Source organism: Gilliamella sp. B3172, assembly GCF_026536465.1.
Lineage (GTDB): Bacteria > Pseudomonadota > Gammaproteobacteria > Enterobacterales > Orbaceae > Gilliamella.
On sequence record NZ_JAFNOA010000001.1, the window covers coordinates 436,384 to 455,515 of the forward strand.

The window sequence follows — 19,132 nt, forward strand, 5'->3', positions numbered from 1 at the left end:
ATATCCATGGAATTGATCAGTTACTAAAAAAGAAGAGAAATAGGGTGTTACTCACCCTATCTCTTATTGTTGGCGTTCATTTTGCCACAATGTGAACAAATTGTCGTATTTTTCTTGTTGTAGCCAAATATGGCGATGTAGTGCAGAAAGTATAATAGGATCTTCTAAAATCATTAATTGCTGTTCTTGACTTATTTTTTCTAAATCAACTTGTTGATAGTGCTCGATAAGTTCGGCGCGTTTTTGTTGATTTTTGCTATTAGGTAAGTGCCTTGATGTCGACAATGCGCAAGCAAGCGCATTATAAACAGGATCGACAAGCGCCATAACAAAACCATGCTCCACAAAAGCAGCTCGGGTTTGGACTAAATATTCGCCAGTTAAACGCACTGCTTTTGCCGGATGAGTTTCTTCCGGTGTTAAAAATAGTCCTGCCTTTTTGGCTTTTATTCCTAAACTTGATAATCCCGATACTCGAATGACTAACGGCGAAATAGTTAGTGGTATAAGTATGGCGATATACCAATAAGTAAATTGCGGATTTAACCAAATAATAATTGCAAGCCAAACGATGCCTAATAGTGATAGTGGCCAGCAGAAATAGAATGATTCACCCCATGTTAACGCATCATCATTTCGTGAAGGCGATTTCCACTGTATTTTGCTGCCAAGCCATGCTTTTAATACAAATTTACTATGGAAAATCATGCGAATAGGCGCAAGAATCATCGACCAAAGCATTTCGATCAGTATTGATAAGGTTAATTTGAAAATGCCACCGACATCTTTTGCCCCTGTTCTGGCGATAATAATGCCGTAACTAAAAAATTTAGGTGCAAACAGTAATACCATTGTTGTCGATAAAAGCTGTATCGCTAATTGTTCATTCCACCGAGGCCAAGTAGGATAAAACTGATTCGATTGGAAAAAATACTGGGGTTCAGAAATATTAAATACCAGTAATAAAAGGGTAGAAAATATTAAAAACACTAACCACAGTAGTGACGAGATATAAGCCATGCCACTGGTTATAAACATCACGCGATGCGTCAGTTTGATACCACTTTTAAAAATTAATCTTAGGTTAATTAAATTTCCCATACACCAGCGATTATCACGTTTGAGATCTTCTATCATATTGCCGGGTAGTTCTTCATAACTACCGTTGATATTGTAAGCGATCCAAACTCCATAGCCGGCACGTCGCATTAAGGTTGCTTCAACCAGATCATGTGACAATATGTGTATTGGACCTTTGCGTTTTTGGATTGGTGATAAAATGCAGTGCTCAATAAAAGGTTTTAAGCGGATCATCGCATTATGACCCCAATACTGCGCTTCACTTAATTGCCAAAAGTGTGTACCAGAACAGAAAATATCGCTGTAGATCTGGTTAGCAAATTGCTGAATACGACCATAAAGCGTTGTCATTCTGACCGATTTTGGTGGTGATTGTAAAATCCCGGCCTTTGGTGTTATCTCCATCATGGCGATCATTTTTAAAATACAATCGCCAGTCATTATGCTGTCTGCATCGAGAATCATCATATATTCATAAAGATGTCCCCAGCGACGGCAAAAATCATCGATATTGCCACTTTTGCGTTTCACACGACGTTTACGGTGACGATAGTAGATGTTAAACCCGTCATCTTGCTTTTGTGCATTGAACTGCGTCCATGCTTTTAACTCGTTGACATAGAGATCCGGATCGTTAGTATCACTTAAAATATAAAAGTCACAACAGCTCGCATGTCCGGTTTCGGCTAGCGATTGATAAGTAGCTTGTAGACCAGCAAAAACTCGAGCAACATCTTCATTACAAATCGGCATCACCAATGCGGTACGATGATTAGGATTAATGTGCTCGGCTGGGTTTTGGGGAATTGGAATGGTATAACGATCTTTTCTTATCACAGCTAGGATTAAGCCCATTATGCTAGTCCAAAACCCGATAGATATCCAGCAAAATAAAATGGCAAACAGGCCAATGATAAATCCTTGAATGATGTAAGGTATAATGCTGTAAATGGCAAGCTCCGGGTTGATATCCCAGTTAGCCATAAAATTAATTTTTTGCCAGCTTTGATATGGTAGTAATGAAGATAAGTAAACTGTGCCATAGTAAGTTTGTGTCACAATAAGGGCAAACATGATAAAGCGACGGATTAACGCCATAATATTAATGCCAAGTTTTGATTTGGCTTTAAAACGCTCATTCCATTTTTGAGGTTGGACTGAAACTCGCTCAACTTTAGGGTAACTAGGCTGCTGCTTTCTTTCATCAATAAAAGCTGAAGTGTCACCAACTTGATCCAGACGGTACTTAATAAATTCAACATCGTCAGTTGGTGGAATATTGTTTTCAGATGTCTGACGCCAATTGTCGGCGTCAGGTAGATTCTTAAAGTAATCTTTTTTCATATTTTTTTAAATTATTATAATTATTGTGCAGGGTATTGCCCGCTCCAAGTTTCAGATAAGACCTCATTTGTTGCTTGTGATGCTAATTGAATACGAATATCGGTTGCTTTTTTACTGTCATCAACATTAAACCGCACAATTACACGCCATCCTTTGGTAACCGAATTATATTGGACATCACTGCTTACAATTGAGCCGTTGTTAATGCTTGAAATCACTTTAACTGGCACTTTATCGGATAACTCAGGCCCCTCAAAATCAATAACATAGGCATTAGATCCGTCGAGTTTACGAATTAAATTAGCTTGTTTAATATCCCCAAGTGATAAGCGTGTGCTGGTTGCTCTTGCGACATTATCAGGATAACGCTTGAGCTCATTTAACGTATAATGTAAACGATATTTAAACGATAAGCTATCTCCCGATTTATACTCTTTTTGAGGTACCCAAAAAGCGACAATATTGTCGTTAGTCTCATCAGCAGTTGGAATTTCGACCAATTCTACCCGGCCTTTTTCCCAATTGTTGAGCGTTTCAACCCAGACACTAGGGCGTTTTTCGTAGTGATCATCAAGATCTTGATAGTCTTCAAAACCTTTATCACGTTGAATTAAACCAAATGCTTTAGGATTTTCTAAACTGTATGATGAAAAAGATAATCGTTTCGGGTTATTTAATGGTCGCCAAATCCATTCATTATTATTCGCCAAAATCGATAAACCATTCGAATCATGCATTGCAGGACGATAATTTAAGAGTGGCGATGGTTGGTTTGGTCCAAATAAGAACATGCTGGTAAGTGGTGCGATACCCAATTTTTTTACCGAATCACGGAAAAATATTTTTGCTTCAACCGTCACCGTTGTATCAATACTCGGGACGAGTACGATTTTATATGCGCCTGTCACTCGAGGTGAATCAAGAAGGGCATAAATTACCAGATGCTTTTGATTGGCTTCGGGTCTTTCGATCCAATACTCTTTAAAGCGAGGAAACTCTTCGCCAGACATTTCACCCGTGTCAATGGCTAAACCACGTGCCGAAAGTCCATAGCGTTGATCTTTACCGACCGCACGGAAATACGAACCGCCAAGCGCTGTAAAAATTTCGTCATCGGTTTTAGTTGGTGAATTAATTGGGTAGTGAACTTTAAATCCGGCAAAACCAAGATGTTTGTTTTCAATCTTATCTAATTTGAGTTGGCTTAAATCAAAGTAGCTAGGATCATACTGGATTTCATGTACTTCATTATTAACTATTTCATTGATTTTAACAGGTACGTCAAAGTACATACCTTCATGGTAGAACTCTAATTTAAACCGGCTTTTATGGTCGTTCCAATAAGCTTTATCATGGTTGAATAATATTTTCTGATAATCGGCAAATTGTAAAGAGGCTAATTCACTCGGTATATTTTTTGAAGGTTGGACGTAATCTTTTTTTGATAAATTCTCTGCTTTTTCAGCGACGTCATCGAACGAAAAAGCTAACGCAGAAAAACTCACGCAAGTCACAGAAGCCACAAATAGGAGTTTGCAAGTTAATTTTTTACTATATTGACTAATTGAAAATAAATTGTACATAAAAGACTCGCATTAGTATTATCTAAAAATATTAAAATAGTTAATAATGTTACTTTCAGGATCACTTAAGCATTTTTCAACATAGTCAGCCTTTATTTCTTGAAGAATGGTTGGATTTTCACTGATTAAAAATTGTGAATAGTTATCTTTAAGAATTTTATTTTGCAATGTTGAGACGTCTTGTTCAGTCATTTTGAACAATGGTTGATAATAATTTGCTATTTTTGATTTATCTTTGGCATAAATTGCTAAGGTAAAATCAGCTGATCTTTGGCAATAATTGTTAATATTGGTCGGGCTGGCTTTAATTTTGCTTAGTTCAATATTTTGTTGAGCTTGACTCTCTTCAATGACTTTCTTGAGTTGGGCGTCATATTTTAATTTATAATAATGGTTAAGATAAAAGCTCAACACACAAGACGATTGGTTGGTATCACTGGCACAGTTTAATAAACCATGCTTAATCACATAATTATTAAAATATTTATTACCCAACATTTGATGTAATTGGTTTTTCGCAGTTACAACGTAGTCATTATTAGATTCAGTTTGATGCCTGAGTAAAAGCAATTGTTCTGTTGCTGAGGTTTTCCCTTTAACGGTATTGGTTGGCGAGAGATTATTGTTAGCACAACCTGCGACAAGAATAGAAACAATGGCGCATGTAAGGATATTACTTATTTTCATATATCAAATTCCATGAACATATTCTTGAGTTGTAATTTCAAGGTATTTCACCTTGCCACATTGACTTGTATCATAGCAGCGGAAAATTATATACTCATATTCTTCTTAAATACACTAAATGATTAAATTAAATTTATATATAAAAAACAGATTAATTATAATTGGGTATTTAAATTACTAATGTCGGCATATTTTATCAGTATTGACTGTGAATGCAGTTTGTTGAATGTTGGCAGGTTTAAATTTGCCTTTCTGTTTTAGAAATTCGATAAGTTGCTGTGCGTTCATGTCAGTTTCTGAGCAGGTATGAAATTTAGCATCAGCGCCAAATTTTTCAACAATCGCTTTTAATAAAGAAGATTCGGTATAATCATTACCGTTCATCATTTGTAAAACTTCATGTCCGTGAATTGACATCATATTGTTCCTCACAGTAGCTAGTCAAATTAAGCATGAAAGATATCAGATATTATTAATAAAAAAAAGGGTTAATGATTAAAAATATCATCAATTTTTATTTATAGTTTACTCACTTATGTTAGAAAAAAATAAAGATAATTAATCCATTAATTCCGATTAACTATCTTATGTTTTTTTATTTAACTAACTTGGCAATAATTGATTGGTTTTCGCCTTTTATTTGATGAATAACAATTTGCACCGAATCAGCAAGTTTATAACAAACTTGATCGTTAATTTTGATGATACCATCTTCCGGTATTGAAACTATCTCTTCACGCACCGGGTGAATCATCGAAATAGGCACGAAGGCAAAAGCACCAATATCACTCATTCGTACTCTTATACCGCCACGATTAATGTCAATTATTTCACCTTCAAAAGTCTGTCCAATTTTGTCCGATAGATATTGAGCATAAAGATTATCGGCGATATCACGCTCAGCGTAGCGAAGCATTTTACGGCGATCACTCATGAGTTTTAATTGATCATTATCCGGTTTGTTAAGCGGTTGTGAAAGCAAATAAGCTTTAATCAACCGGTGGTTAATCATATCGCCATATTTACGTATAGGTGAAGTCCATGTTGCGTAAGCTTCGAATCCTAAACCATAATGCGGTTGAGGGGTAATTGAAAAGTCAGCAGGGGTTTGGAACTTACGTAACCGTGTGGCAAGGAAATTATTATCTTCAGTCATGCGACGCAGTTTTACATAACCTTCAAAAGAGAGTAACGACTCTTTATCAAATTCAGTAATGCCATTGTCGTTCAATACTTTTAAAATTTGTTCAATAAATTTATTGTCAAACCCAAGGTGGATATTAAAAATACCAAAACCGACTTTGTCTTTTAGTTGCATCGTTAACGCTTGATTAGCCAAAATCATCATCTCTTCAACAAGATGATTAGCTGTACGGCGAGGCTCTTTAATAATTGCTTTAACTTGCCGTTCCTCATCAAGCACAAATCGATAATCGTTGCTGTCTTTAAACACCAGTGCATTTTGCTGACGCCAATTTATTCGGATTGAAGCCAGATTGGATAATAATTTAAGTTGATCGACAATATTTTGATTATCGGTTGCCAGTTGGTTAGCGTTTTCTAAAAAGTTAGAAACATTGTGATAAGAAAGTTTGGCTTTTGATTCAATCCATGCTGGTATAAACATCACTTTATTTGGCGCAATATCACCATGTTGATCGATAGTTATATTGCATACCATTGCAGGGCGTTTTTGATTTGCTTTTAAAGAGCACAGATCATCGGCCAACGCTTTAGGCAGCATCGGAATATTAAAGTCGGGCAAATAAGTGGTAAAGTTTCGCTCTTTGGCGATATTATCGATATGACTGTCAGGTAAAATATAGGCAGTCGGATCGGCGATAGCGACATAGAGTTGATAATTGCCATTTTCATCTGTTTCAACGGCAATGGCATCATCCATATCTTGGGTATCTTCACTATCAATGGTGAAAAAGTCGATGTCAGTTAAATCTTGTCGATTTTCCAGCTCACTATTGGTGATCGATAAATTGTCTTCTTGTGGTGCTTGTGCTTCTAAAGCATAACGGGCTAACGTTTTCAACCACAATAGATATTTAGAGGTGCTGCTAGCAATAAATTGAGTGACCTCAGCAAAAAAGTAGCGTTTATCTTCCTCTAATGGATGTGAAGTCAGTGTAGCAACAACCCAATCCCCTTCGGTTAGACTTTCACTCACTTTTTTATTAATTTTACAGCGTATGGCGAAATTGGCAGGCATATTTTCAGGATAGATGACCATGACCTTGTCTTGAAACCCAATTTTACCAATATATCTTTGTAGTGAACTTTCGATTAACGTTTCAGGTTCAAAAGATTCTTTATCATCATAACTGATGATCGTACCGGATACCTTATCACCGTTACAAACGGTTTTCATTTTTGCTACAGTGATAAAATAGCTGGTTTTATTATCAACATCTAAGAAACCAAATCCTTTTTCATTGGCTCTAACGATTCCTTCCACACGGGGAGTTTGTTGATGCAGTTCTTGTTTTAACTTTGCAAGTAGGGGATTATTTTGGAACATAGTACTTAACGCTATAAAAAAATAAGGCGTAAATTCTATCACATTTATGTGCTTTGGGGTTATTGAATTAATCATCTGTCACTTGCTAAAATTAACATCTAATGCGATTTCTCAACATAATGAACAGAGTTAACCGATGAAATTAAATTATAAATTACAAGGGAGTGGACAACCGATATTGTTCATACACGGCGTATTTGGCAGTTTGGATAATTTAAATATGCTAGCTCGGGATTTTTGTTCTGACTATACAACAATTCAAATTGACCTTAGAAATCACGGCTTATCTCCTTGGTCAGATTCAATGAATTTTAAGGATATGGCGGAGGATGTGGCTGAACTTTCTCAGCAGTTACACTTAGATAAATTAATCATTGTCGGACACTCTTTGGGCGGCAAGGTGGCTTTTGAGCTAACTCAAATTATGTCTGATAACATTGAAAAATTGGTCGCAATTGATATTGCACCTGTTAAGTATCCCACTTCTTCTAATGCTTTAGTTTTGAAGGCATTAGCACAATGCCTTATGATGCAACTGAATGATAAAAAACAGATTATTGCGATGATGCAGCAACAAGGCTTATCGGATATGACAATTCAGTTTTTATTGAAATCATTCAAAAATGGACAGTGGCTATTTAATGCCAAAGTCATTATTGAACAGTATCAACAACTTTGTGATTGGCAGCCTCTTGCTACTGTGTGGACAAAACCTGCTTTATTTATTCGTGGTGGTAATTCAACCTATATTACCGATCAAGATTATCCGGCGATATTTGAACAGTTTCCCAATGCAAAAATTGAACTTGTTGAAGGTGCCGGGCATAATGTCCACGCCGAAAAAACAGCACAAGTTTTGCAAATTCTTCATAGTTGGCTAATGAAATAACTAATTATAGTTAAAGTCATAAAAAGCTAATTGTTGCAAAAAAGGCGTTGTTGTTTAACTTGTTTTTGGTTGGGTGGCATGATTGTGATGCTAACCATTTTACAAGACGCAAGGTAGGATTCAGTATGAATGTGAAATTGCCAATTATCCGGAATAATATGACTGGCAATTTCGGGATAACTATCAAGTAATTGAAAGGCGATGTGTTGTGCTTGTTTAAAGTTGGATAAGTCGTGTTGTTGGTGAAACAACACTTTCTGATAGCCAACGAAACTTATCATGACGATTGATATTAATAAGCTAGCTATCATAACTTCGATAAGGCTAAAGCCTGTTTGGTACGGCTTATTCACAATCGATACTCCTTTTTTCCGGGCAATAATCAAGCCAGTGACCTGGTTGGCTGATAAGTTTATGATTGTCATAATGGGTCAATTGGTAAAGATAAAAATGCTCCGCTTCGCCACGGACTAGAATATAGTCATCAATTTTTAATAGTGATTTTTTAATGCATGCTTTTAGTTGAAATCTTGCTTCAATTAAGCATTGCCATTGATCCGTTGGTGTCGGCCAATTTTGCGTTATAGCCCATTGTAAAGCTGAGCTTGCTTGATTAAATCGTTGATAATATTGTGTCTGACTAATAATTGTTTTTTGTCCGGAAATGATTAACGAATGAAATCCTGTTAATAATAGCAACCCAATAATGGTTAATATAATGACCATTGATATCGTACTGAAACCTGACAGCGAATTAGGGGGATAGTGGATTTTCATTTTTTATAAATTTAGTTATTTGATAATTAATTTTTTTGTTTTGTTTTAATTCTGCCGCAAGGGTAATTTCCAAACCATTTTTTTGCTGTTTAATTGAAAATTGCGTGATTTTCACTTCAGCAGGATCGAACAGTTTTTCCCATTGCGAACTTCGACAGTTAAGCTCGCCTGTTTTGTACTCGATATTTTTTTGATTATAACGATAGCTAAATATGTCTGAATATCGGGTGAAATTGGGGTTATAGATCCAATCATTACGTATTTCGCTATCATAACGTAGCGTTATACAGTAAGGATTTGAGGTAATATCGATCGGTTTTGCTGTCATTTTTGTTGGATCGTTAGCAATAAATCCAGCTCGTCTGATATCCTTTGATAAGCCTACTAGTCCTTGCTCAACAATTGTTTGTAAATGTTTTTTTTGATAATGATGATAAATATTGGTTTGCAATTGTGTGTAAAAAGAGCTTATGCCGAGCACCATTATCGTCGATAATGTTATACTGATTAGCGCTTCTAATAATGAAAATCCTGACTGATTTAACATGGCGGCAACCCTGTTAGGTAACTACTTTTTCGACAAAATCGGATACGCCCTTGCGATGAAACAAAGATTTTGCTGGTACCGATACGATTACTTAATTCGAAAGAGATATTTTTGGCCATATTACGGCGTCCCCAAAATGTGGCGCTTTGGTTATCATTCAATCCGCTAATAACGACTGAATTGTCGGGCTTGATAAATTGCAATAAACCTTGATGACAAGATTGAGGTTTTTCACCTTGAGTAATACTTAAGCACCAAGGTGAAACAAAAAGATAAAGATAGTAATTATCATTATTCGTGTAAGCTTTTACTTGAACTTCGCTCAAAAAAGAAGCTAATTGTTTGGTGGTTATCTCTAATTCATTACGCAACTTTTGGGCTTGCCAATGGTTAATACCCACACTAGCTAATATGGCACTAATACAAACAACAATGAGTAATTCAATTAAAGAAAATCCTAAATTTTGCATAGCTGAATTTGATTATCATAAGGTGGCGCTATGTTAACTGAAAGGAAGATGAGGGCAGATATTTGTTGTTATTTTGGAACAGATGCCACAAATCATTTTTTATTTTTACTTGAAAAAGTTAATGATATGACAAACCACTTAAAAATCATGACATATTATATTATACTGTTTGCCTATTTGAATTTGCTAACGGACTAAAAGTTAAAGGAAACGAGAGATGCAACAACTACAAACTATTATTGAAGCCGCATTTGAGCGTCGTGCTGAAATCACCCCATCAAATGTTGATACGGTAACACGTGATGCCATTAATCAATGTATTCATTTACTCGACAGCGGTAAGATGCGTGTCGCAGAAAAAATCAATGGGGACTGGGTGACTCACCAATGGTTAAAAAAAGCTGTATTACTCTCTTTCCGCATTAATGAAAACCAACTTATCGATGGTGGGGCGACTAATTATTATGACAAAGTGCCATTAAAATTTGCCCAATATGATGAAGCTCGATTCCAACAAGAAGGCTTCCGTGTTGTTCCATCTGCGATTGCTCGTCAAGGAGCCTATATCGCTCGTAATACTGTATTAATGCCGTCTTATGTCAACATTGGCGCATATGTCGATGAAGGTACCATGGTGGATACTTGGGTAACTGTCGGATCGTGTGCGCAAATTGGTAAAAATGTGCATTTATCCGGTGGTGTTGGTATTGGTGGCGTTTTAGAACCATTACAAGCTAACCCGACTATCATAGAAGATAACTGTTTTATCGGTGCACGTAGTGAGATTGTTGAAGGTGTTATTGTCGAAGAAGGCAGTGTTATTTCAATGGGTGTATTTATCGGTCAAAGTACTAAAATTTATGATCGTGCAACCGGTGAAGTGCACTATGGTCGTGTACCGGCTGGTTCTGTGGTGGTTTCAGGTAATTTACCAACAAAAGACGGTAAATATAGCCTTTATTGTGCTGTTATCGTTAAAAAAGTTGATGCTAAAACGTTAGGTAAAGTAGGTATTAACGAATTACTTCGTACCATTGATTAATTTTTACTAATCACTTCTTAATTTGCCGTCAAAGTCGTTTGGCGGCTTTTAACTACATCATTCATCTTTTATATTAATATCATTTATAACCATTAGAAGAGGAAAACTTATGCCTTCTTTTGATATTGTGTCAGAAATCCAAATGCCAGAAGTTAAAAATGGCGTTGAAAACGCAACCCGTGAATTAACTACTCGTTGGGATTTTAAAAATGTTGAAGCTTCATTTGAGCTCAATGAAAAAAATCAAACTATCAAAGCAACAAGTCAATCAGACTTTCAAGTACAACAATTACTGGATATTTTGCGTGATAAGCTAGCTAAACGAGGCATTGACGGCGGTGCTTTAGACATTCCCGAAGAGCTGGAACATAGTGGTAAATTCTATAGTATTACCGTTAAGTTAAAACAGGGGATTGATAAAGAATTAGCTAAAAAAATTGTCAAGTTGATAAAAGATAGCAAACTTAAAGTGCAAGCTCAAGTTCAGGGTGAACAAGTGCGTGTAACGGGTAAATCTCGGGACGATTTACAAGCGACCATGGCATTAGTGAAAAATGGTGAATTAGGCCAACCGTTCCAATTTACTAACTTTAGAGATTAATTATTTATCTTTGCCGATATTATTCGGCAAAGTTGCTTATTACCCATTTATATGGGTATTTTTTTGTCAAAAGATTTCAGATTTACTATACGTTTAAGTATAAAAATTTTCGATAGTAAATGCTGCCTTTCCTCCTTTCCTCTAATAAACTTCGTAAAAAACAAGATTTTTTGTAGTGGATACGTTATGCTATTGATCTGTCTAACTGCTTAATGATTGTACGACTTATTATGATGAAAAAAATCGTTCTTTTTTTAGTCTTATTTATATTTTCCGGATCGTTGATTGCGCAAACTCCTGATGAAGAAAAGAAAGTTTTTATTGATAACCTTTTATCGAAAATGACGATTAAGGAAAAAGTCGGTCAATTACGATTGATCAGTGTTGGTGGAGAATTAACTTTAAGTAAAGTTCTTGATCAAATTGAAGCAGGTGAAATTGGTGGTATTTTTAACACTGTTGTTGAACCTGATTTATCTCAAATGCAAGAACGTGCCTTGCAATCTCGCAACCAAATTCCACTTTATTTTGGTTTTGATATTATTCATGGTCATCGCACGATATTTCCAATCAATTTAGCTATAGCATCGACATGGGATCGTTCAGCAATAGGTAAAGTTGCCGAAGTATCTGCTGATGAAGCAACCAGTGACGGTTTAAACATGACTTGGGCGCCAATGGTTGATATTACTCGAGATCCACGTTGGGGTAGGGTATCAGAAGGATTTGGTGAAGATCCTTATTTGGTATCAGAAGCCGGTCGTATTTTTGTTGAAAAAATGCAAAAACAGTCTTTACAAGATAAAAAATCTTTAGTGACCACGGTGAAGCATTTTGCTTTATATGGCGCCGTTGAGGGTGGGCGTGAATATAATAGTACCGATATGAGTGAACGCAAGATGTTTCAAGAGTATCTGGTTCCTTATAAAGCGGCCATTGATGCCGGCAGCCGTGCGGTAATGGTATCTTTGGTCAGTGTTAATGGTATTCCGGCAAGTGCTAATCGCTGGTTATTAACAGAAGTATTACGTGACAAATGGCATTTTGACGGTGTTGTTGTCAGTGATCATGGTGCAATTCGGGAATTAATTAATCATGGTGTAGCCAGCGATCCTAAAGATGCGGTGCGTGTTGCGATCAAAGCCGGTATTGATATTAGTATGAACGATGAGTATTTTTTACAATTTTTACCGGAACTTGTTGATCAAGGGGTGATTTCTGAAAATGAAATAGATCGGGCTTGTCGTCGAGTTTTAAAATTAAAATATGATATGGGATTATTTAAAAATCCTTATCGTAATTTAGATCCGAATTTAGATATCGACACAATGTTTGCTGATAATCGCTTACATAGACAAGAAGCTAGAGATGTTGCTCGCCGTAGTATTGTATTGTTAAAAAATAACGATCATCTTTTACCACTGACAAAAGATATGAAAATTGCAGTCATTGGGCCTTTAGCGGATTCTAAACGAGATATTTTAGGTAGTTGGTCTGGGGCAGGGCGAGCTAATTTAGCCGTCACACCACTAGAAGGTATTAAAGATGCCGTAAAAGATCCTAAACAGATTAGTTATGCTTTTGGTGCAAATCTATCTGATGATCCGAACTTATTTAAATTTTTAAATTTATACGGAATGAGTAGTAAATTTGATGAAAGGCCGGCGGATGAGATGTTAGCACAATCGGTTGCTGTCGCTAAAGAATCTGATGTTGTTGTGGTTTTTGTGGGGGAAGCACAAGGTATGGCGCATGAGTCTTCAAGCCGTACAGATCTTGCGTTGCAAGACAGTCAGAAACGGTTGATTAAAGCATTGAAGGCAACGGGGAAACCGGTTGTAATTACATTAATGAATGGACGCCCTTTGACATTGCCAGAAGAGTATGACCAAGCCGATGCAATGCTCGAAACGTGGTTTTTAGGTACAGAGGGTGGAAATGCCATTGCAGATGTCTTGTTCGGTGATTATAACCCTTCAGGTAAATTACCAATGTCTTTCCCTATGAATGTAGGGCAAATACCTGTCTATTATAGTCATTTAAATACCGGACGCCCACGTGGTACCCAGAACATGGGTAAATATACCACATCATATTTTGATAGCCCAAATGAACCTTTATTCCCCTTTGGTTTTGGTTTAAGTTATACCGATTTTACCATTGATTTTGCTTTATCAAGTGATCAGATGTTGCCGGGCGGTGAAATTGTGGTGACTGCCAATGTGGAAAATATTGGTGATAAAACCGGTATGCAAACTGTACAGTTTTATCTTCAAGATGTAACCGCGTCAGTAAGCAGACCTGTCAAACAGTTAATCGGCTTTGAAAATATTACTTTAAAGCCACATGAAAAAGGACAAGTTAAGTTTGTTATCAAATATGACATGTTAAAATTTTGGAACGATAAAATGCAATATGTTGCCGAACCCGGAAAGTTTAATGTGTATGTTGGTGATGACTCAACTACAAAAAATAAGCAAACGTTCACTTTGCTTGATAAATAAGTTAACAATCAACCGTCGATAGTCATCGACGGTTTGCATCTATGGTCAGCATCATGTTCGAATTTGATCTTGTATTACAGCTTTTACAACAAATGTGTATTTATTTAGTCATTGCTTATTTGCTAAGTAAAACACCCATTGTCATTCCGCTGATGCAAGTTACCGTTCACTTACCTCACAAATTAATCTGTTATTTAATTTTTTCACTATTTTGTATTATGGGTAGCTATTTTGGCTTACACATTGAAGACACAATTGCTAATACTCGAGCAATTGGCGCTATTTTAGGGGGATTACTTGGTGGACCCATGGTTGGCCTGTTAGTGGGGATAACCGGTGGTGTGCATCGTTACACTTTAGGGGGGATCACCGCTGAAAGTTGCATGCTATCAACCATTTTAACCGGATTAATCAGTGGATTACTTCACTATATTTTAATGAAAAAAGGGCGAGTTGATCTTATCTACAACCCGTTATTAGTTGGGATATTAGGCTTAATTGTTGAATCGATTGAAATGATTATGGTGTTATTAATCTCTCGACCGTTTGATGTGGTTTTACATGCAGTTGGTAGCATAGCTGCACCGATGATTGTGGCTAACAGCATTGGGGCGGCAATGTTTATGCGAATCTTGTTAGATAGGCGAGCTATTTTTGAACGTTATACATCGGCTTTTTCGGCTAAAGCGTTAAAAATTGCGGTTAGTACTGAAGGTTTATTGCGTGAAGGGTTTAATCAGATCAATAGTACAAAAGTTGCCGAAATTATCTATCAAGAACTCGATATTGGCGCTGTTTCTATCACAGACAGAGAAAAAATATTAGCTTTTATTGGTATTGGTGATGATCATCACTTGCCCGGCACGCCGATTACGTCAGATATTACCTTAAAAGCAATTGAAGAAAATGATGTGAAATATCTTGACGGCGTACATCAGCCTTATCAGTGCTCAATTAATAAAAATTGCCGTTTAGGCTCAACGCTCGTTATTCCCTTACGCGGTGAAAATAATACTGTAGTGGGTACCATTAAACTCTATGAAGCCAAAAATACCTTATTTAGTTCGATAAATTGTACTTTGGGCGAAGGGATAGCCAGTTTATTATCAGCCCAAATTCTTGCCGGTCAAAATGAGCGCTATAAGCAACTATTATCGAAAACCGAAATTAAACTTTTACATGCGCAAGTTAATCCTCACTTCTTATTTAATGCCTTAAATACTTTACTTGCTGTTATTCGTCGGGATCAAACTCAAGCTTCGCAATTAGTTCAAAATCTCTCGACTTTTTTCCGCAAAAATCTTAAACGAACCGAAGAAATGGTATCTCTAAAAGACGAGATAGAGCATGTCAATGCTTACTTACAAATCGAAAAAATGCGATTTATGGAACAGTTAACCGTCGAAATCGATATTCCGAGTGAATTAGAATACGTTCAACTTCCGGCTTTTTCATTGCAACCTATAGTTGAAAATGCGATAAAACATGGGACTTCTCAATTAATTGGCAAAGGAAAGGTAATTATCAAAGCCTACCAACAAGCTCAAACGCTAATATTAGAAGTCATTGATAATGCGGGTAATTATCGGGAAAATAGAAAAGATATTAATGGTCTTGGTTTGAATTTAGTTGATAAACGGATTAATATTCGCTATGGGGAGAAGTATGGGATAACAATTGATTGTATACCCGACAGTTGTACTAAAGTTCGACTGACCATACCGTTGCAAGAGGAAGTGACTGTTCAATGTTAAATGTAATTATTGTTGATGATGAGCTACCTGCACGAGAAAATTTACGGTGTTTATTGCAAAACGATCCGGAAATTACCATTGTTGCTGAGTGTCAAAATGCCATGGAAGCGATTCGAGAAATTCATCGTCTACAACCTGACGTCGTGTTTTTAGATATACAAATGCCGAAAATAAACGGTATTGAAATGCTTTCAATGCTGGATCCTGATACGATGCCGCATATTGTTTTTTTAACGGCTTATAGTGAATTTGCTGTTAAAGCATTTGAAGAACAAGCTTTTGATTATTTGTTAAAACCTGTTGAGCAAGGGCGATTAAATAAGACATTAACCCGGCTTCATCAGCAATGCCCGTCAAATATTGAACAATTAGCGTCAATTGAGCAAGAATTTAATTATATTCCTTGTGTTGGTCACAATCGGATTTATTTATTAAATATGGATGATGTGTTTTATATCGCCTCAAAAGTCAGTGGTATTTATGTTTTTAATCATGAAAATAGTGCGTATTTCACCGAATTAACATTAAAAACATTAGAGGACAAAACCCCTTTGATTCGTTGCCACAGACAATATCTGATCAATCCTAAAAAATTAAAAGAGATTCGTTTTAATGATGCTGGCGGTGTTGATATCATTCTAATAAACGATATTTCAGTACCGGTAAGTCGTCGGTATCTTAAACCTTTCAAAGAGACTATTGGATTATAACAATTTAAATAATTCGACCGTTCATTAGCTAAATTTAACCACTTATCAGCTTGATTTAGCCTATAACTAAAATACTAATTTCTTTCAAATCAATAAAAAATTACTATACGCTTGGATATAAAGGAACCTTTAGTAAGCGCTTAGGTCGCTAACTGTTAAAAGTCATCTTTTATGATGTACTTTTGATTTTTAACCAATTTTTAACTGGTTAAGGGTGGCTAAGTTTCTTACTAATTAATATAAACCCACAAAGAGAATCATTATGAATAATAAAGTTTTCAAACATATTCCATGGTTGATCCTAGCTTTTGTCGGTGCATGCTGTCTGGCGGTAGTTGCATTACGACGTGGAGAACATGTCAGTGCACTATGGATAGTTGCCGCTGCTGTTTCAATCTATCTTGTCGCATACCGTTATTACAGTATGTATATTGCAAAGAAGGTGATGCAATTAGATCCTACTCGAGCAACGCCTGCTGTCATAAATAATGACGGTTTGAATTATGTACCAACCAATAAATATGTCTTATTTGGTCACCATTTTGCTGCTATTGCCGGAGCCGGACCGCTTGTTGGCCCTGTTTTAGCTGCTCAAGTTGGTTATTTGCCTGGTACCCTTTGGCTACTTGCCGGGGTTGTGTTGGCGGGTGCTGTACAAGACTTTATGGTGTTATTTTTGTCTTCTCGCCGTAATGGTTCTTCATTAGGTGAAATGATTAAAGAAGAGATGGGATCTATTCCCGGCACTATCGCATTATTTGGCTGTTTCCTGATTATGCTTATTATCCTTGCGGTATTAGCATTGATTGTAGTTAAAGCCTTAGCTGAAAGCCCGTGGGGGGTATTTACGGTTTGTTCAACCGTACCTATTGCCTTATTTATGGGAATATATATGCGATTTATCAGACCAGGTCGTGTTCTTGAGGTCTCGGTTATAGGGATTGTTTTATTAATTCTCTCAATTTGGTTTGGTGGTGTAATTGCTCATGATGCATATTGGGGACCAGCTTTAACTTTTAAAGCAACCACGATTACTTATGCACTAGTTGGTTATGCATTAGTTTCTGCCATGTTACCTGTATGGTTAATTTTAGCGCCTCGTGATTATCTTGCTACTTTCTTAAAAATTGGTGTTATTGTTGGGCTAGCCATTGGTATCGTTATTTTAAATCCTGATCTTAAAATGCCTGATATCACACAATATGTCGACGGAACAGGTCCGGTATGGAAAGGCGCATTATTTCCATTCCTATTTATTACTATTGCTTGTGGTGCGGTTTCCGGATTCCATGCATTAATTGCATCGGGTACTACGCCAAAATTACTGGCAAATGAAAACGATGCCCGTTTTATTGGTTACGGTGCAATGCTAATGGAATCATTTGTCGCTATGATGGCTTTAGTTGCGGCATCGATCATTGAGCCGGGACTTTATTTTGCCATGAATACGCCTCCGGCAGCTTTAGGTATTACTATGCCCGATCTTCATAAATTAGGTACCGATCAAGCTCCGATGATTATTGAACAGTTGAAAGAGGTAACCGTTCATGCCGCTGCAACGGTCAGTTCTTGGGGATTTGTGATCTCACCTGAAGAGATACTACAGACCGCAAAAGATATTGGTGAGCCTTCAGTCTTAAATCGTGCAGGCGGTGCGCCAACTTTAGCTGTTGGGATTGCTCATGTATTTCATCAGATTATTCCTGGTGCTGATATGGGCTTTTGGTATCACTTTGGTATTTTATTTGAGGCTTTATTTATTTTAACAGCCTTAGATGCAGGTACCCGCTCAGGTCGCTTTATGCTTCAAGATTTGTTAGGCAATTTTGTGCCATTCTTGAAAAAAACTGATTCATTAGTTGCCGGTTTCATTGGTACGCTAGGTTGTGTTGGCTTATGGGGTTATCTGTTATATCAAGGTGTTGTCGATCCATTAGGCGGTGTTAAGAGTTTGTGGCCATTGTTTGGTATTTCTAATCAAATGTTAGCCGCAGTAGCCTTAGTTTTAGCAACAGTTGTGTTAATTAAGATGAAACGTGCTCAATATGTTTGGGTAACGATTATTCCTGCTATATGGTTATTAATTTGTACAACATGGGCATTAGGATTGAAACTATTTAGCAACAATCCACAACTTGAAGGATTCTTCTATTTAGCGAATGAATATAATCGTCGTATTGCCGAAGGTACCGATTTAACACCACAACAAATTGATAATATGCACCACATTGTAATAAACAACTACACCAATGCGGGATTAAGTATCCTGTTCTTAGTTGTTGTTTATGGTATTATCTTTTTTGGTATTAAAACGGCAATCAAAGCCTTCGAAAATAAACAAAGAACAGATAAAGAAAGAATGTATATACCAATTCCTAAAGGTGGTGTAAAAACATCAATGTCACATTAGTTTGAGCTAATTAGGATGTAGTAGCGATATTGCATCTCAACAGTAAACTCAAATTATTTTAGCTAAAGCCTAACAATTGAGCATTGTTGGGCTTTTTTATTTTGGCTTTAAAAAAGTGCTTCAACTATTGAAAATAACGAGCGCCAAATCAGGTAATTTAGCGATGCGCCTTAACTATCTATTTGTCATTTTGAGATTGATAGC

At 36.6% G+C, this 19,132-nt stretch carries 16 protein-coding genes; 7 read left to right on the top strand and 9 right to left on the bottom strand.

Annotated elements, in window-relative coordinates; all coding sequences use genetic code 11:
- Positions 1-63: 63 nt before the first annotated feature.
- From mdoH to J3U37_RS01970, 5 genes are all read right to left on the bottom strand, one after another.
- Positions 64-2,424 (bottom strand): glucans biosynthesis glucosyltransferase MdoH, encoded by a 2,361-nt coding sequence (gene mdoH / locus J3U37_RS01950; RefSeq protein WP_267373074.1) that lies wholly within the window; start codon positions 2,422-2,424, stop codon positions 64-66.
- Between the two features lie 20 nt (positions 2,425-2,444).
- Positions 2,445-4,007, bottom strand: a complete 1,563-nt coding sequence (locus J3U37_RS01955) for a glucan biosynthesis protein G (protein ID WP_220217821.1) — start codon at positions 4,005-4,007, stop codon at positions 2,445-2,447.
- An 18-nt stretch (positions 4,008-4,025) separates the two neighbouring features.
- Positions 4,026-4,694 (bottom strand): hypothetical protein, encoded by a 669-nt coding sequence (locus J3U37_RS01960; RefSeq protein ID WP_220217820.1) that lies wholly within the window; start codon positions 4,692-4,694, stop codon positions 4,026-4,028.
- A gap of 177 nt (positions 4,695-4,871) precedes the next feature.
- On the bottom strand, positions 4,872-5,114 hold the full coding sequence (locus tag J3U37_RS01965) for a YecH family metal-binding protein (RefSeq protein WP_220217819.1): 243 nt from the start codon (positions 5,112-5,114) through the stop codon (positions 4,872-4,874).
- A gap of 175 nt (positions 5,115-5,289) precedes the next feature.
- Entirely contained in the window at positions 5,290-7,299 is a 2,010-nt protein-coding gene (locus J3U37_RS01970; protein ID WP_267373075.1) for an exoribonuclease II, read from the bottom strand.
- A 61-nt stretch (positions 7,300-7,360) separates the two neighbouring features.
- Here J3U37_RS01970 and J3U37_RS01975 point away from each other — a divergent pair, with 61 nt between their 5' ends.
- Positions 7,361-8,113, top strand: a complete 753-nt coding sequence (locus J3U37_RS01975; protein ID WP_267373076.1) for an alpha/beta fold hydrolase — start codon at positions 7,361-7,363, stop codon at positions 8,111-8,113.
- Positions 8,114-8,139: 26 nt separating this feature from the next.
- Here the strand turns inward: J3U37_RS01975 and J3U37_RS01980 are convergent, their stop codons facing one another.
- From J3U37_RS01980 to J3U37_RS01995, 4 genes are read right to left on the bottom strand one after another with little or no spacing between them, the layout of a single operon-like run.
- Positions 8,140-8,466 carry a type IV pilus modification PilV family protein gene (locus J3U37_RS01980; RefSeq protein ID WP_267373077.1) on the bottom strand — a complete coding sequence of 109 codons (327 nt, stop codon included), beginning with the start codon at positions 8,464-8,466 and terminating at the stop codon, positions 8,140-8,142.
- A complete protein-coding gene (locus tag J3U37_RS01985) occupies positions 8,459-8,839 on the bottom strand; it encodes a DUF2509 family protein (protein WP_267373078.1) in 381 nt (126 codons plus the stop codon). Before J3U37_RS01985 ends, J3U37_RS01980 begins: the two co-directional genes overlap by 8 nt.
- A gap of 28 nt (positions 8,840-8,867) precedes the next feature.
- Positions 8,868-9,437 carry a prepilin peptidase-dependent protein gene (locus J3U37_RS01990; RefSeq protein WP_220217814.1) on the bottom strand — a complete coding sequence of 190 codons (570 nt, stop codon included), beginning with the start codon at positions 9,435-9,437 and terminating at the stop codon, positions 8,868-8,870.
- On the bottom strand, positions 9,431-9,907 hold the full coding sequence (locus J3U37_RS01995; RefSeq protein WP_267373079.1) for a prepilin-type N-terminal cleavage/methylation domain-containing protein: 477 nt from the start codon (positions 9,905-9,907) through the stop codon (positions 9,431-9,433). The genes J3U37_RS01990 and J3U37_RS01995 overlap by 7 nt, the downstream gene beginning before the upstream one ends.
- A 217-nt stretch (positions 9,908-10,124) precedes the next feature.
- Between J3U37_RS01995 and dapD the strand changes: the two genes are divergently transcribed.
- The 6 genes from dapD (at position 10,125) to J3U37_RS02025 (ending at position 18,928) form a co-directional block, all read left to right on the top strand.
- Positions 10,125-10,949, top strand: coding sequence for a 2,3,4,5-tetrahydropyridine-2,6-dicarboxylate N-succinyltransferase (dapD, locus tag J3U37_RS02000; RefSeq protein WP_220217812.1), 825 nt, complete (start codon positions 10,125-10,127; stop codon positions 10,947-10,949).
- A 109-nt stretch (positions 10,950-11,058) separates the two neighbouring features.
- Positions 11,059-11,550 carry a YajQ family cyclic di-GMP-binding protein gene (locus J3U37_RS02005; protein ID WP_220217811.1) on the top strand — a complete coding sequence of 164 codons (492 nt, stop codon included), beginning with the start codon at positions 11,059-11,061 and terminating at the stop codon, positions 11,548-11,550.
- 230 nt (positions 11,551-11,780) lie between these two features.
- Positions 11,781-14,054: a beta-glucosidase BglX gene (gene bglX, locus J3U37_RS02010; RefSeq protein ID WP_267373080.1), complete on the top strand. Its 2,274-nt coding sequence runs from the start codon at positions 11,781-11,783 to the stop codon at positions 14,052-14,054.
- A gap of 53 nt (positions 14,055-14,107) precedes the next feature.
- A complete protein-coding gene (locus tag J3U37_RS02015; RefSeq protein WP_267373081.1) occupies positions 14,108-15,808 on the top strand; it encodes a sensor histidine kinase in 1,701 nt (566 codons plus the stop codon).
- Entirely contained in the window at positions 15,802-16,518 is a 717-nt protein-coding gene (gene btsR, locus J3U37_RS02020; protein WP_220217808.1) for a two-component system response regulator BtsR, read from the top strand. Before J3U37_RS02015 ends, btsR begins: the two co-directional genes overlap by 7 nt.
- A 262-nt stretch (positions 16,519-16,780) precedes the next feature.
- On the top strand, positions 16,781-18,928 hold the full coding sequence (locus J3U37_RS02025) for a carbon starvation CstA family protein (protein WP_416379967.1): 2,148 nt from the start codon (positions 16,781-16,783) through the stop codon (positions 18,926-18,928).
- The last annotated feature ends 204 nt before the right edge of the window (positions 18,929-19,132 follow it).